This is a genomic window from Amycolatopsis sp. DSM 110486 (assembly GCF_019468465.1).
Taxonomy (GTDB): Bacteria; Actinomycetota; Actinomycetes; order Mycobacteriales; family Pseudonocardiaceae; genus Amycolatopsis.
The window spans coordinates 2,396,507-2,410,438 of sequence record NZ_CP080519.1 but is presented as its reverse complement, the minus strand read 5'-3'; the positions used below and the strand labels follow the sequence as shown (position 1 = coordinate 2,410,438).

Genomic DNA, 13,932 nt, shown 5'->3' with positions numbered 1-13,932 from the left:
GGGTCCGCCGGATCAGCCGACCGGCCGAGCGGCGGCGCCGAAAGGCCACACCCGCGCAACCGCTGACCGGCCAGAAGACCGAGCCCGACAGCGCCGATCGGGAAAGGCGCGGAGCCCGAACAGCCCGTCAGCGATCCTGCAACGTGATCCGCGCCGTCACTTCCGCGATCGCCTCCAGGTACTCCGGCACGGGGTTCATCGCCGAAGCCATCCGCAGTTGCGCCAGCGCCTCGGCCAACCGGCCGAGGCGCTGGAGGGTCCGCCCGAGGACGAAGCGGGCGTAGTGATCCGTCGGATCCAGCTCGAGGACTCGTGTGAACGCGCGTTCCGCCCGGCGCAGCTGCGCCGAGTGGAAGTACGCGCGGCCCGCGAGGAGCTGGACGCTCGGTTTGTCCGTCTCGTCGAGCAGGGGTTCGAGCGCCTTGAGCGCGTCGAGCGGGCGGTGGCGTTCGACCAGATCCTCGGCCTGGCGGAAGGCGCGGAAACGGTCTTCGCCGGTGGGCTCTGGTGCTGCTGCGGCGTCCGTCATGGTCACTCCGACGATACCGCTCCGGAGGGCCTCGCACGAGGCGGCGGACGGGTCGTGGTGGACTGTCCTGCCATGAGCAGCGGACAGGAACCCGGCTACCTGGGCCTGGCGCCCTACCTCTACTACACCGACGCGACGGCGGCGCTGGAGTGGCTGACCAGGGTCTTCGGCTTCCGGGAGGAAGTGCGGTTCGAGGACGCGTCCGGGGAGGTCTTCCAGGCGACGCTCTGCGCGGGCACCGGAACGGTCCAGCTCGCCGGCGTCGGTTCCGAGTACTGGGCGGCCAAGGGCGTCGAGGGACCGGTCGGGCAGCTCAACATCATCTACGTGACCGACGTCGACGCGCAGTACGAGCGCGTGCGTTCGGCGCTGGGCGAGGACGCCGAGCCGGAGCCGCCGCAGGACCAGCCGTACGGCGCGCGCGTGTTCACGGTGGCGGATCCCGGGGGCAACAGCTGGACGTTCTGGCAGCAGACGTCGGAGATCGTCGAGCTGCCGTCCGGGTGGCGTGAAGTGCGGCCGGAGGGCTCGGAAGCCCACTGACGGGCACTGAGCGGAATGGCCGTGCCTCCAACGGGTGAAAGCCGCGGACGGCTACTCTGGGCGGCGTCACCGCAGGCACGACCCACTGAGGAGCATGGCGTGGCTCTCATCGAGCAGGTAGGCGCGCGCGAGATTCTGGACTCGCGTGGCAACCCGACCGTCGAGGTGGAGGTGGCGCTCGACGACGGCACGCTGGCGCGGGCCGCTGTCCCGTCGGGTGCGTCCACCGGCGAGCACGAAGCAGTCGAGCTGCGTGACGGGGACACCGGTCGCTACAACGGCAAGGGCGTGGAGCGCGCGGTCGCCGCGGTGCTCGACGAGATCGGTCCGGACCTGGTCGGCGTCGACGCCGTGGATCAGCGGATCGTCGACCAGAAGCTCGTGGACCTCGACGGCACGCCCGCGAAGTCGCGCCTGGGCGCCAACGCGATCCTCGGCGTCTCGCTGGCCGTCGCGAAGGCCGCCGCCGAGTCGGCCGAGCTGGAACTCTTCCGCTACCTGGGCGGGCCGAACGCGCACGTGCTGCCCGTGCCGATGCTCAACATCCTCAACGGTGGCGCCCACGCCGACACCGACGTGGACATCCAGGAGTTCATGATCGCGCCGATCGGCGCCGAGTCGTTCCGCGAGGCGCTGCGCTGGGGCACCGAGGTCTACCACGCGCTCAAGGGCGTGCTGAAGGGCCGCGGCCTGTCCACCGGCCTCGGCGACGAGGGCGGCTTCGCGCCGAGCCTCGGCAACAACCGCGAGGCGCTCGACCTGATCCTGCAGGCCATCGAGAAGGCCGGCTACGCGCCGGGCCGCGACGTCGCGCTCGCGCTGGACGTCGCCGCCACCGAGTTCTTCGCCGACGGCGCCTACACGTTCGAGGGCACCAAGCGCAGCGCCGAGCAGATGTCGGCCTACTACGCCGAACTGCTGCGCGACTACCCGCTCGTGTCCATCGAGGACCCGCTGAGCGAGGACGACTGGGACGGCTGGGTCCAGCTGACCGCCGAGGTCGGCGACAAGGTCCAGCTCGTCGGCGACGACCTGTTCGTCACCAACCCGGACCGCCTCGAAGAGGGCATCACCCGCCGCGCCGCCAACGCGCTGCTGGTGAAGGTCAACCAGATCGGAACCCTGTCGGAGACGCTGGACGCGGTGTCGCTGGCCACGTCGTACGGCTACAAGTCGATGATGAGCCACCGTTCCGGCGAGACCGAGGACACGTTCATCGCGGACCTTGCGGTCGCCACGGGCGTCGGCCAGATCAAGACGGGCGCCCCGGCACGCGGCGAGCGGATCGCGAAGTACAACCAGCTCCTGCGCATCGAGGAGACGCTGGCGGACGCCGCGCGTTACGCCGGCGACCTCGCCTTCCCGCGGTTCACCGCGGAGGCCTGAGGGTTTCCATGGCCGACCGGGGGAGGGCGCGCAGCCGCCGCGGAGGCCGAGCCGACGGCGCCGGGTCCACGCGGACGCGGCGCGCCGAGGGAGGCGGGTCCACACGGGCCCGTCGCCCCGCGTCGGCCCGGCGTCGGACGGCGGAGGCTTCGTCAGCGGAGACGACGAGGGCTCGGCTACGCCGTGGCCTCGCGGCGAAACGCGCGTCGGGCGCGGCCAAAGTGCTCGGCATGTCGACCACCCGGCGCGCGGCCGTGGTGGCGATCGTCGTGTGTGCGCTGGCGTTCACCGTCGCGGTGCCGCTGCGGACGTATCTGAGCCAGCGGTCGGAAGTGCGTGACCAGGAGGCGCAGCAAGCCCAGCTGCAGAAGGAAGTCGACGTCCTGCGCGACCGCAAGGCCCAGCTGAGCGACCCGGCGCAGATCGAGGCGGAGGCCCGCCGTCGGCTGCGGTACGTGAAGCCGGGGGAGACGCCGTACATCGTGCAGCTGCCGGAGGACCAGCCTTCCGCGCCGCCTCCCGCGGCCAACCCGGCGGCGGTTCCGCAGGGGTCTTGGTACGAGAAGCTGTGGGACTCGGTTTCCGGTGGGTGACGGTCTGGTTTTGGGTTGAGCGGCGGGGTGCCTTCGGGTACCCCGCCGTTTCTCTTTTGCGGCTTGCCTAATCTATCGAAAATCGATAGATTCCCATCGTAACTCGATGGGAGGTTGGCCTGTGGGAAAGCTGGCAGTGAACGCGCTGCGCACGGTGCTCGCGGTGGTGCTCACCGGAACCGTGCTGATCCAGGTGCTGATGGTGTGGGTGCTGGTCACCGGGAGTGACCCGGAGGACGGGACGCTGCCGCTGACCGCGTTTCGCCTCCTCGCGATCCTGGGCCTGGTGACGGTGCAGGTCGCCGTGGTCAGCGTGTGGCGGCTGGTGACGATGGTGCGCCGCGGCACCGTGTTCACCCACGCCGCCTTCCGCTACGTCGACACCGTCATCGGCGCGATCGTGGCGGCGGCCCTCGTGTGGTTCGCGGTCACGGCCATCAATGCACCCGGCCAGCGCGACGACCCCGGCGTCACCCTCATCATGGGCGGGATCGGCGTCGCCATCCTGGGCGTCGCGCTCATCGTGCTGGTCCTGCGGATGCTCCTCGCCCGGGCCGTCGCGCGCGACGTCGAGGCGAAGCAGCTGCAGGCCGAGCTCGACGAGGTGATCTGATGCCCATCGCCGTCGACATCGACGTGATGCTGGCCCGGCGGAAGATGTCGGTGGGCGAGCTCGCGGACCGCGTGGGAATCACACCGGCGAACCTGGCGGTGCTGAAGAACGGCCGCGCCAAGGCAGTTCGCTTCGCGACGCTGGCGGCGCTTTGTGAGGTGCTGGAGTGCCAGCCGGGTGACCTGCTGCGGTGGGAGGCGGAGGATGACGCGGGGGACGACGCGGGGGTGGAGGTGTCTCGGGTGGGCGTGAAAACGCCTGGTGTCAGTGGGCTGTGACACGGCACGTGGATCGCGTGGACGCGCCATAACGCCCGCGATCCCCGCCGCGTCTGGCCTCGCTTGGGCACTTATCGGACGCCGCCGCCGGGACCACAGGCCCCCGCCCTCCCAAGGGGGGCGTCCCCATCCCATTCTATCGGCGGGGGCCGGCGAAAACGGCGGTCGAGGACGTGGGCGGCCGAGTTGTCCACAGGGGAGTCGAGTTGTGGATAAGTCGGGGGTTCAGGCGGAGGTGGCGGAGGGGCCGGGCGTCGGCGGCACTAACCTGGGGGGCGTGAACAGCAGCAACAGCAGCACGGAAACCCCCCGCTTCGAGCCGGTCTCCGATGCAGACCGGGAGATCATCAAGGAGCAGCTCGGGCGGCCGCCGCGTGCGTTGCGGGCCGTGGCGGCGCGGTGTCCGAGCGGGCACCCGTCGGTGGTGCAGACGAGCCCGCGGCTCGAGAACGGCACCCCGTTCCCCACGCTCTACTACTTGACGTGCCCGCGGCTGACGTCGCTGGTCGGCACGCTGGAGGCGTCCGGCGTGATGAAGGAGATGACCGCAAGGCTCGAGACCGACCCGGAGCTCGCCGCGGCGTACCTGCGCACGCACGAGACCTACCTCGCCGAGCGCGACGCCATCGAGTCCCTCGGCACGCAGGTCACCGCCGGCGGCATGCCGGGGCGCGTGAAGTGCCTCCACGTCCACCTCGCTCACACCCTCGCCGCAGGCCCGGGGGTCAACCCCTTCGGTGACGAGACCCTTGCCTGGCTCCACACCCAGGGCTGGCCCTCGGGCGAGTGCGCGGCAGTCGAAGAGGGGTAACGCTTCCGTCTCGTGTGCAGATAGTCCGGACAGGCGGGCAGTTACTGCATCTGTGGGTTCCCGTACGGGTGACCCGCCGCCAAGCTGAGTACGGAATCTTCACACGACGTAGGCAACCATCGGGCTCATCACCGGGTGACCCGGAGGAGGGTTCGGACCATGCGGGCGCCACGCGGACTCGGGCACATCGCCCGGAAGCTCCGCAATGGACCCCACGGCGACGCCCCTCGCGATGAGGCTTCGGCCGAAGTCGAGGCGAGCGATGTGGACGGTGGCGGCCAGAACCTCGGCGAGGAACCCTCTAATGCGGAGACCGCCGACGAGGGCTCGACCGAGCTGGCCGCCAGTGGGGCTCCCGCCGAGGAGATCACGGGCCAGGCCGACAGTTCGACCGAGGAAGCCCAGTCAGAGCTGGGCGCTGGTGAACACGCCGTGATCGCAGACGTGGACGACGAAGAACCGCCGGGCGATGAGGGCCGCGAAGAAGCCGAAGGCGGCAACAACGAGCATGCGGCTGATGGCGAAAACGCGCAGGGCCCGGGGATCGCAGCCAAGGCTGAAGATTTGGCTGGGGACGCTCGGCGCGAATCGGATACACCGGACGACGGAGCCCTCACCGACAACGCCGAAGCCAAACCAGCTCAAGCGACCGAACCTGAGGCGGCAGACGACGCCGAGCCGCAGGGGGCTGGGACCGGAGCCACCGCAGATGCCAGGGCCGACGCGACCGCGGCAGTCGGCGAAGCTGTAGTGCGAGTCGAAGCCGCTGAAGCTGTGCAAGCCGACGAAGGGCAAGGAAGTCAGGCCGCGGCGGGTGAAGGTGGCGCGGCTGAAGTCGAAGCGCGCGGCGAAGCTGCGGCCCAGGGTGAAGGAGTCGGAGCTGCGAGCGCCGCGGAGGGCGAAGCGGCCCAGGCTGAAGCGGGCGAAGTCGACGAAGCTCACGCCGAGGTAGCCGGTGGAACCGAGGTCGTGGCACCCGATGCCGAGGCAGAAGCGCAGGTCGGTGTTGCTCAAACCGCAGCAGGCGAAGTCGGCGAATTGGCCGGAGCGGGTGAAGAAGGCGAAGTCGGAGCCGCTGCCGAGGTCGGCGAAGTGGTCGGAGCAGGTGAAGACGGAGCCGGAGCCGCTGCCGAAGTAAGCGAAGCGGGCGAAGCAGAAGCAGCGGAAGCTGAGGCTGACGCTGACGCTGAAGAAGACCAAGACAGACCCCGCCGCTGGTCAAGGCCCGATCAAGCCCCGCCGAGTCACAGCCCGCGAGCACTGCGGATCGCCACGAGGAAAGCCCGGTACCGCAGCCGAAAGGTCACCGCGAAGCACCGGAACGCGTTCTCCATCGCCGTCGGGATCCTGGCGGTCGTGCCGGCGATCGCCGCAACGCTGGCCATCGGGGCGTGGACGGCCGGTCTGCCGACGACCCACACCAAAGACGTAGCCCTCGAGCAGGGTTACGACCCCCAGAACCCCCAGGTGGAAAAGGTCGCTGTCGACGGCAGCCTGCCCGACTCCCCCGTCCCGCTGCCGTTGCCTGCCTACGAGTTGCCCACCGGGCCCCTTGGCATCCCGACCACCGCCTTGGCCGCGTATCACAACGCGGCGGACATCCTGGCCCACGAGCAGCCGATCTGCCACATCGACTGGGCGCTGGTCGCCAGCATCGGGCGGATCGAGTCCAACCACGCGCGGGGTGGATACGTCGACGCGGCGGGCACGGCGCTCGAGCCGATCCTCGGCCCGGAGCTCAACGGGACCGGGCCCTTCGCGGCGATCCCCGACACCGATGGCGGCGTGCTGGACCACGACACCGTCTGGGATCGCGCGGTGGGGCCGGCGCAGTTCATCCCCGCGACGTGGCGCGAGTACGCGTCCGACGGGAACGGCGACGGCACCGCCGACCCCGAGAACCTGTTCGACGCCTCGCTGGCCACGGCGCGCTACCTCTGCTCCGGCGGCCTGGACGTCGCGAACCCGGACCAGTTGCGCACGGCGATCTACCGCTACAACAACTCCGACGTGTACGTGAACACCGTCATCCTCTGGGCCGAGGCCTACCGCAACGGCGTCGCGCCGCTGCCGGACAGCCAGATTCCCGTCGGGGCGCCCAATGCGGGCGTGAACCCGCCGCCGCCGGCTGTGCCGCCGCCACCGGTGTCCAGTACGCCGCCGAGTGGGCCGCCGCAGACGTCGTTGCCGCCGAACGGCCCCAGCAGCAGCACCTCGACCGACACCACTACCACTACCAGCACCACGCCGACCTGCGAATCCAGTACGACGCAGGACAGCACACCGCCGAGCAGCACCACCACGACCACGACCACCACCACGAGCCTCCCGCCGTGCGCCCCGCCGAGCTCCACACAGCCCGACGACAGCAGCGGCTCACCGAGCCCGACGAGCAACGCCCCAGCGTCCTGACCTCGACCCAGTAAGGTCGACGCCATGCCTCGTGTAGCCGCGATCGACTGTGGGACCAACTCCATCCGCCTGCTCGTCGCCGAGCTGACGCCGCGCCACGACGGCACGGTGGACCTGCGCGACCTGCACCGCGAGATGCGCATCGTGCGCCTCGGCCAGGGCGTCGACGCCACCGGGCGCCTGGCGCCGGAAGCGCTGGAGCGGACGCGAAAAGCCCTCGCCGACTACACGATCGCGGCGCGGCGCAAGGGCGTCGAAAAAATAAGGATGGTCGCCACCTCTGCCACCAGGGACGCCAGCAATCGCGACGAGTTCTTCGCCATGACGCGCGAGACGCTCGGCGTCGAGGCCGAAGTGATCAGCGGCGACGAGGAAGCGCGGCTGTCCTTCACCGGCGCGGTCGGGGAGCAGGACCCGGACGACGGTCCCTTCGTGGTCGTCGACGTCGGCGGCGGCTCGACCGAGCTCGTCCTCGGCACGTGGGACGGGCAGCGCGCCGAGGTGCTCGCGGCCAAGTCCGTGGACATCGGCTGCGTCCGCATCACCGAGCGCGACCTCAAGGGTGACCCGCCCACCGACGAAGAAATCGCCCGGGCGAAAACCACCGCCGAGACCATCCTCACCGAGGCCTTCGACGTCGTCGACGTGGCCAAGGCGAAGACCTGGATCGGGGTCGCCGGCACGGTGACCACGTTGTCAGCGGTCGCCCAGGAGCTGCCCGAGTACGACTCCGAGCGAACGCACCTGTCGAAGCTCTCCCACGCCGAGATCGACCGCCTCGCGACGAGCCTGCTGGCGGCCGACCGGGCCACCCGCGCGGCCAACCCCGTGATCCATCCGGGCAGGGTGGACGTGATCGGCGGGGGCGCGGTGATCGTGCAGGTGCTGGCCGAGCAGCTCGCGAAACGCGGTGGTCCGGACCAGCTGATCGTGAGCGAACACGACATCCTCGACGGAATCGCGCTGTCCCTCGCCTGAGTGGAGCAGCGCGGACACGCGCGGTGATCAACAAGACCTTGGTCGTACTCTGCCCGGGTGAGCGACAAGGTTGTCACTCTTTTGCAACCGAGCGATCTGGTTACAAACCGCCAATAGCCCGATAACCTCCATCTCACTTTTCGGGAACATGAGATGGAGGGGAACGATGCGGCGTTCACGCAGGCTCTGGGGAGCCGCCGCGGTGGTGACAACCTTGTCATTGGTCCTGGCCGCGTGTGGTGGTGGCTCCAGCAGTAGCGGGTCGTCCGGCGAGGTGGATCCCAACGGGACCTTCACCGTCTACGGCACCGAGCCGCAGAACACGCTGATCCCCACGAACACCAACGAGCTGGGTGGCTCGAAGGCCGTCGACGCGATGTTCGCCGAGCTGGTCGCGTTCAAGGGTGACAACGCGCAGCCCTACAACCAGATGGCCGAGTCGATCACCACGACCGACTCCAAGGTCTTCGACATCAAGATCAAGCAGGGCTGGAAGTTCCACGACGGCACCGAGGTCAAGGCCAAGAACTTCGTCGACGCCTGGAACTACGGCGCCTACTCGCCCAACGGCCAGATCAACAGCACGTTCTTCGAGAACATCCAGGGCTACGACGACGTCCACCCGGCCGACGACAACGCCAAGCCGACCACGGACAAGATGTCCGGCCTGGTCGTGAAGGGCGACTACGAGTTCCAGGTGACGCTGAAGGCGCCGTTCTCGGTCTTCGCCACCAAGATCGGCTACACGGCCTTCGCACCGCTGCCCGACGTGTTCTTCAAGGACCCCAAGGCTTTCGCGCAGCACCCGATCGGCAACGGCCCGATGAAGTTCGTCAGCCGCACGCCGAACGTCGACATCAAGCTGACGCGCAACGACGACTACAAGGGCCAGGACAAGGTCAAGTTCAAGGACCTGGACATCAAGATCTACGCGAGCCAGGAAACCGCGTACCAGGACCTGCTGAGCAACAAGCTCGACTTCATCGAGACGCTCCCGCCCTCGGCGCTGGCCGGCAGCAAGTACAAGACCGATCTCAAGGACAACCTGGTCATCGGTCACCTGCTCGGCATCAGCACCATCGCCGTGCCGTACTACGTGCCCGGCTACGACAACCTCGACCTGCGCAAGGCCATCTCCATGGCGATCGACCGCACGCAGATCACCAAGACCGTCATGAACGACACCTACGTGCCGGCCGACGGCTACGTCTCGCAGGGCATCGAGGGCTACCGCCCGGCCGTGTGCGAGTTCTGCAAGTTCGACCCGACCGCGGCCAAGGCGGCGTTCGCGAAGTCCGGCTTCAAGGGCAAGCTCACCATCGCGTCCAACGCCGACGGTGGCCGCAAGGAGCCGCTGGTGGCCGCGTGCAACAGCATCAAGAACGTGCTCGGCGTCGAGTGCGACTTCGTGCCGGCCACGGACTTCGGCCAGTGGCGCAGCATCGTGACGGGCCACAAGCTGACCGGCATGGGCCGTTCGGACTGGTCGGCCGACTACCCGTCGATCGAGGACTTCCTGAACCCGATCTACCGGTCGGGTGCCTCGTCGAACGACTCGGTCTACACCAACCCGGCCGTCGACCAGCTCCTCGAGCAGGCCGACTCCACGCCGGACAAGGACGCCGCGATCAAGATCTACCAGCAGGCCGAGGACGCCATCGCCAAGGACCTGCCCTCGATCCCGGTCTGGGACGAGAAGGGTGTGGCCGCGAAGTCCAAGCACACCAAGACCGTGACGCTCGACTTCCGCCGCCGCGCCGACTACTCGTCGGTCGAGGTCACCAAGTGACGCGCTGAGAAGACGTCCCATCACCAGGGCAGCCGCGGACCGTCTCAAAAGGACGGTTCGCGGCTCGCCCGGCGCGCACTCCTAGGAACTGACGCATGATTCGCTACGTCCTGCGACGCCTGCTCCAGCTGATCCCGGTGTTCTTCGGAACGACCTTCCTGATCTACGTGCTGGTGTGGGCCGTCCCGGGTGATCCCTTCTCGGGCAAGTGCGGTCAGACGGCCTGCCCCCAGGCCTACGTCGACCTGATGACCGAGAAGTTCCACCTGAACGACAACCTGATCCTGCAGTACCTCAAGTACCTCGGCAGCCTGTTCACGGGCGACTGGGGCGAGACCTTCAACGGCACCTCCGTCGGCGAGCTGATCGCCACCTCCTACCCGATCACGCTGCGCCTGGCGCTCGTCGCGGTGCTTATCGAGGCCGTGATCGGCCTGACCGCGGGCGTGCTGACCGGCTTGCGCGGCAAGGGTTTCCTCGACAATCTGGTGCTCGTCTCCACCACGTTCCTCATCTCGCTGCCGGTGTTCGTGACCGCGATCGTGCTACAGCTCGTGCTGGGCACCGAGCTCGGCATCATCGACACGAGCGTGTCGGACAACCCGGGCTTCGGCGAGCTGATCGTGCCCGGCATCGCGCTGGGCAGCCTCTCGATGGCCTACGTCGCGCGGCTCACGAGAACGTCGATCGCGGAGAACCGCCATGCCGACTACATCCGCACGGCCATCGCGAAGGGCCAGCCCAACAGTCGCGTGGTCGGCGTGCACCTGCTGCGCAACTCGGTGATCCCGGTGCTGACGTTCCTCGGCACCGACCTGGGCGCGCTGATGGGCGGCGCGATCGTGACCGAGGGCGTGTTCAACATCAACGGCCTGGGCGGGCTCATCTTCCGCGGCATCCAGAACCGCGAGAGCGCCACCGTCGTGGGCGTCGTGGTGCTGCTCGTGCTCGTGTACCTGCTGATGAGCCTGATCGTGGACCTGCTCTACGCCGTTCTCGACCCGAGGATCCGCTATGACTGACCCCAACCTCGTCGGGGGCACGGCTGTCGACGCGGCGGAGCTGTCGCGCATCGACGACTCCGCGACCGAGGCGAAGAAGCCCCGCAGCCTGTGGGGTGACGCCTGGCGCCAGCTGCGCCGCAAGCCGGCGTTCGTGATCTCCGCGGTGATCATCGTGTTCATCGTGCTCATCGCGGTCGCGCCGGGACTGTTCGCGCACGGTGACCCCGGGATGGGCGACCTGACGAAGGCCAACCAGGGCCCGTCGTCCGACGCCTGGTTCGGCTACGACAACCAGGGTTACGACGTCTACACCCGCACCATCTACGGCGCTCGCGCGTCGCTGCTGGTCGGGGTGTTCGCGACGATCCTGACGGTGGTGTTCGGCTCGCTGGTCGGCATCCTCGCCGGCTACTACGGCCGCCTGATCGACAGCCTGCTCTCGCGGCTCGGCGACATCTTCGCCGGCCTGCCGTTCGTGCTCGGCGCGATCGTCATTCTCACGACGTTCAACGCGCCTGGCTCCAACCCTGGCGCCGTGACGATCATCGTGCAGGTGGTCTGCTCCATCGCGGTGCTGACCTGGCCGGTCGCCATGCGCATCATGCGCTCGGCGACGCTGGTCGCGAAGCAGCTCGACTACGTGAAGGCCGCTCGTGCGCTCGGCGCCAGCACGCCGCGCATCGTGTTCCGGCACCTGCTGCCCAACACGCTCGCGCCGGTGCTGGTCTACGCCACCATCGCGCTCGGCGCGGCCATCGGCGCCGAGGCCACGCTCGCGTACCTCGGCATCGGCGTGCGGCCGCCGGTGATCTCGTGGGGCGTGATGATCAGCGACTCGCGCGACTACTTCCGGGCCGACCCGCACATGCTCTTGTTCCCCGGTGCGTTCGTCACCATCACCGTGCTCGCGTTCGTGATGCTCGGTGACGGGATCCGCGACGCGCTCGACCCGAAGTCGAGGTAGCGGCCGATGACCGATACACAGAACGAACTGCTGCTCGAGGTCGAAGACCTCCAGGTGGAGTTCCGCACGTCCGACGGCGTCGCCAACGTGCTCAACGGCGTGAGCTACTCCGTGCACGCCGGCGAAACCCTTGCGGTGCTGGGTGAATCCGGCTCCGGCAAGAGCGTGACCGCGCAGACCATCATGGGCATCCTCGACATGCCGCCGGGGGTGATCACCGGCGGTTCGATCCGCTACCGCGGCGAGGACCTGCTCACGGCCACGCCCGAGCGGCGGCGCGAGCTGCGCGGCACCGAGATCGCGATGATCTTCCAGGACGCGCTTTCGGCGCTGAACCCCGTGTTCACCGTGGGGTTCCAGATCGAAGAACAGCTGCGCGTGCGCCAGGGGATGTCCAAACAGGACGCCCGCAAGCGCGCGATCGAGCTGCTGGACCTGGTGCGAATCCCGGCCGCCGCGCGGCGCGTGAAGGACTACCCGCACCAGTTCTCGGGCGGCATGCGCCAGCGCGCGATGATCGCGATGTCGCTGGCGCTCGACCCCGTGCTGCTGATCGCGGACGAGCCGACCACGGCGCTCGACGTGACCGTGCAGGCCCAGATCATGGACCTGCTGGGCGAGATCCAGCGCGAACGGCAGATGGGGCTGGTCCTCATCACCCACGACCTGGGCGTGGTCGCGGAGGTCGCCGACCGGATCGCCGTGATGTACGCGGGCCGGATCGTGGAGCAGGCCGACGTGCGCGAGCTGTTCAAGTCACCGGGCCACCCGTACACGGCGGCGCTGATGGACTCGTTGCCGCGCCTGGATCTCAAGGGCCAGACGCTGGAGACGATCAAGGGGCTGCCGCCGAGCCTGCTCCACATCCCTTCGGGCTGTCCGTTCCACCCGCGGTGCAAGCGGGCGGAGCAACGCTGTTCGGAGGAACGGCCGTCGTTGCACAGTCTCGGGTTCGGCCGGGTCAGTGCGTGTCACTTCGCCGAAGAGGTGGTGGAAAGCCGTGTCTGAGCCGATTCTCAGCGTGCAGGAGCTGGTGAAGCACTTCCCGGTGCGCCAGGGCGTGCTGTTCAAGCGCACCGTCGGGCACGTCAAGGCCGTCGACGGCGTCTCGTTCGACCTGGCGCCGGGCGAGACGCTCGGCGTGGTGGGCGAGTCGGGCTGCGGCAAGTCGACGCTCGCGCAGGTGCTGATGCGCCTGGAGGAGCCGACCGCGGGCGGGGCGACGTTCGAGGGCCGCGACATCTTCAAGCTGAGCGGCGGTGAGCTGCGGCGGCTGCGGCGCCAGATCCAGATCGTGCTGCAGGACCCGTACACGTCGCTGAACCCGCGGATGACGGTCGGCGACATCATCGGCGAGCCGTTCGAGATCCACACCGAGGTGGCGCCGAAGGGTTCGCGCGCGCAGAAGGTGCGCGAGCTGCTGGACGTGGTGGGGCTCAACCCCGAGCACCTCAACCGTTACCCGCACCAGTTCTCGGGCGGGCAGCGCCAGCGCATCGGTATCGCGCGGGCACTCGCGCTGCGGCCGAAGGTGATCATCTGCGACGAGCCGGTGTCCGCTTTGGACGTCTCCATCCAGGCGCAGGTGATGAACCTGCTCGGCGACCTGCAGACGGAGTTCGGGCTGTCGTACGTGTTCATCGCGCACGACCTGTCCGTGGTGCGCCACCTCGCCACGCGCGTGGCCGTGATGTACCTGGGCAAGATCGTGGAGATCGGCACCGAGGACGAGATCTACGAGCGGCCCTCGCACCCGTACACGCAGGCGCTGCTCTCGGCCGTGCCCGTGGCCGACCCGGAGGTGCGCGGGCAGCGGCAGATCATCCGGCTCGAGGGCGACCCGCCGAGCCCGCTCGACCCGCCGTCGGGCTGCCGGTTCCGCACGCGGTGCTGGAAGGCGCAGGACATCTGCGCCACGGAGGTGCCCGAGCTCTCGCCGCGCACCGACGGGCACCTCTCGGCGTGTCACTTCGCGGAAGCCCGGTCCGTGGTGCCCTGACTTTAGTCGGGTTCCTCCTCCTGACGATTGCTG

General features: G+C 68.8%; 15 protein-coding genes. 13 read left to right on the top strand and 2 right to left on the bottom strand.

Annotation, left to right across the window (positions count from 1 at the left end):
- Window positions 1-127: 127 nt before the first annotated feature.
- On the bottom strand, window positions 128-529 hold the full coding sequence (locus tag K1T34_RS11590; protein ID WP_220244278.1) for a tetratricopeptide repeat protein: 402 nt from the start codon (window positions 527-529) through the stop codon (window positions 128-130).
- Between the two features lie 72 nt (window positions 530-601).
- Between K1T34_RS11590 and K1T34_RS11585 the strand changes: the two genes are divergently transcribed.
- From K1T34_RS11585 to K1T34_RS11560, 6 genes are all read left to right on the top strand, one after another.
- Window positions 602-1,072 carry a VOC family protein gene (locus tag K1T34_RS11585; protein ID WP_220244277.1) on the top strand — a complete coding sequence of 157 codons (471 nt, stop codon included), beginning with the start codon at window positions 602-604 and terminating at the stop codon, window positions 1,070-1,072.
- A gap of 99 nt (window positions 1,073-1,171) precedes the next feature.
- On the top strand, window positions 1,172-2,458 hold the full coding sequence (gene eno / locus K1T34_RS11580; protein ID WP_220244276.1) for a phosphopyruvate hydratase: 1,287 nt from the start codon (window positions 1,172-1,174) through the stop codon (window positions 2,456-2,458).
- A 230-nt stretch (window positions 2,459-2,688) separates the two neighbouring features.
- The gene (locus tag K1T34_RS11575; RefSeq protein ID WP_220244275.1) at window positions 2,689-3,051 is read left to right on the top strand and encodes a septum formation initiator family protein; all 363 of its coding nucleotides are present in this window, start codon (window positions 2,689-2,691) and stop codon (window positions 3,049-3,051) included.
- A 121-nt stretch (window positions 3,052-3,172) separates the two neighbouring features.
- A complete protein-coding gene (locus tag K1T34_RS11570; protein WP_220244274.1) occupies window positions 3,173-3,664 on the top strand; it encodes a DUF2975 domain-containing protein in 492 nt (163 codons plus the stop codon).
- Complete coding sequence (locus K1T34_RS11565; RefSeq protein WP_220244273.1) at window positions 3,664-3,942, top strand: helix-turn-helix transcriptional regulator; 279 nt, start codon at window positions 3,664-3,666, stop codon at window positions 3,940-3,942. Before K1T34_RS11570 ends, K1T34_RS11565 begins: the two co-directional genes overlap by 1 nt.
- A gap of 268 nt (window positions 3,943-4,210) precedes the next feature.
- Window positions 4,211-4,753 carry a DUF501 domain-containing protein gene (locus K1T34_RS11560; RefSeq protein WP_370643816.1) on the top strand — a complete coding sequence of 181 codons (543 nt, stop codon included), beginning with the start codon at window positions 4,211-4,213 and terminating at the stop codon, window positions 4,751-4,753.
- Window positions 4,754-5,158: 405 nt separating this feature from the next.
- Here K1T34_RS11560 and K1T34_RS53220 read toward each other — a convergent pair whose 3' ends face one another.
- Window positions 5,159-5,767: a hypothetical protein gene (locus tag K1T34_RS53220; RefSeq protein ID WP_255638455.1), complete on the bottom strand. Its 609-nt coding sequence runs from the start codon at window positions 5,765-5,767 to the stop codon at window positions 5,159-5,161.
- A gap of 333 nt (window positions 5,768-6,100) precedes the next feature.
- Here K1T34_RS53220 and K1T34_RS53215 point away from each other — a divergent pair, with 333 nt between their 5' ends.
- From K1T34_RS53215 to K1T34_RS11525, 7 genes are all read left to right on the top strand, one after another.
- Window positions 6,101-7,165: a lytic transglycosylase domain-containing protein gene (locus K1T34_RS53215; protein ID WP_255638750.1), complete on the top strand. Its 1,065-nt coding sequence runs from the start codon at window positions 6,101-6,103 to the stop codon at window positions 7,163-7,165.
- 24 nt (window positions 7,166-7,189) lie between these two features.
- Window positions 7,190-8,143 carry a Ppx/GppA phosphatase family protein gene (locus K1T34_RS11550; protein WP_220244270.1) on the top strand — a complete coding sequence of 318 codons (954 nt, stop codon included), beginning with the start codon at window positions 7,190-7,192 and terminating at the stop codon, window positions 8,141-8,143.
- Window positions 8,144-8,309: 166 nt separating this feature from the next.
- Window positions 8,310-9,932 (top strand): ABC transporter substrate-binding protein, encoded by a 1,623-nt coding sequence (locus K1T34_RS11545; protein ID WP_220244269.1) that lies wholly within the window; start codon window positions 8,310-8,312, stop codon window positions 9,930-9,932.
- A gap of 95 nt (window positions 9,933-10,027) precedes the next feature.
- Window positions 10,028-10,954, top strand: coding sequence for an ABC transporter permease (locus K1T34_RS11540; protein WP_220244268.1), 927 nt, complete (start codon window positions 10,028-10,030; stop codon window positions 10,952-10,954).
- Window positions 10,947-11,900 carry an ABC transporter permease gene (locus K1T34_RS11535; RefSeq protein ID WP_220244267.1) on the top strand — a complete coding sequence of 318 codons (954 nt, stop codon included), beginning with the start codon at window positions 10,947-10,949 and terminating at the stop codon, window positions 11,898-11,900. Before K1T34_RS11540 ends, K1T34_RS11535 begins: the two co-directional genes overlap by 8 nt.
- Before the next feature lie 6 nt (window positions 11,901-11,906).
- Window positions 11,907-12,908: an ABC transporter ATP-binding protein gene (locus K1T34_RS11530; protein ID WP_220244266.1), complete on the top strand. Its 1,002-nt coding sequence runs from the start codon at window positions 11,907-11,909 to the stop codon at window positions 12,906-12,908.
- The gene (locus tag K1T34_RS11525; RefSeq protein WP_220244265.1) at window positions 12,901-13,899 is read left to right on the top strand and encodes an ABC transporter ATP-binding protein; all 999 of its coding nucleotides are present in this window, start codon (window positions 12,901-12,903) and stop codon (window positions 13,897-13,899) included. The genes K1T34_RS11530 and K1T34_RS11525 overlap by 8 nt, the downstream gene beginning before the upstream one ends.
- The last annotated feature ends 33 nt before the right edge of the window (window positions 13,900-13,932 follow it).

Excerpts from the sequence above, each read along its gene's own strand:
- K1T34_RS11545 (WP_220244269.1), top strand. The coding sequence starts at position 8,310 with ATGCGGCGTTCACGCAGGCTCTGGGGAGCCGCCGCGGTGGTGACAACC.
- K1T34_RS11565 (WP_220244273.1), top strand. The coding sequence starts at position 3,664 with ATGCCCATCGCCGTCGACATCGACGTGATGCTGGCCCGGCGGAAGATG.
- K1T34_RS11530 (WP_220244266.1), top strand. The coding sequence starts at position 11,907 with ATGACCGATACACAGAACGAACTGCTGCTCGAGGTCGAAGACCTCCAG.
- K1T34_RS11585 (WP_220244277.1), top strand. The coding sequence starts at position 602 with ATGAGCAGCGGACAGGAACCCGGCTACCTGGGCCTGGCGCCCTACCTC.
- K1T34_RS11575 (WP_220244275.1), top strand. The coding sequence starts at position 2,689 with ATGTCGACCACCCGGCGCGCGGCCGTGGTGGCGATCGTCGTGTGTGCG.
- K1T34_RS11590 (WP_220244278.1), bottom strand. The coding sequence starts at position 529 with ATGACGGACGCCGCAGCAGCACCAGAGCCCACCGGCGAAGACCGTTTC.
- K1T34_RS11535 (WP_220244267.1), top strand. The coding sequence starts at position 10,947 with ATGACTGACCCCAACCTCGTCGGGGGCACGGCTGTCGACGCGGCGGAG.
- K1T34_RS11550 (WP_220244270.1), top strand. The coding sequence starts at position 7,190 with ATGCCTCGTGTAGCCGCGATCGACTGTGGGACCAACTCCATCCGCCTG.
- K1T34_RS11540 (WP_220244268.1), top strand. The coding sequence starts at position 10,028 with ATGATTCGCTACGTCCTGCGACGCCTGCTCCAGCTGATCCCGGTGTTC.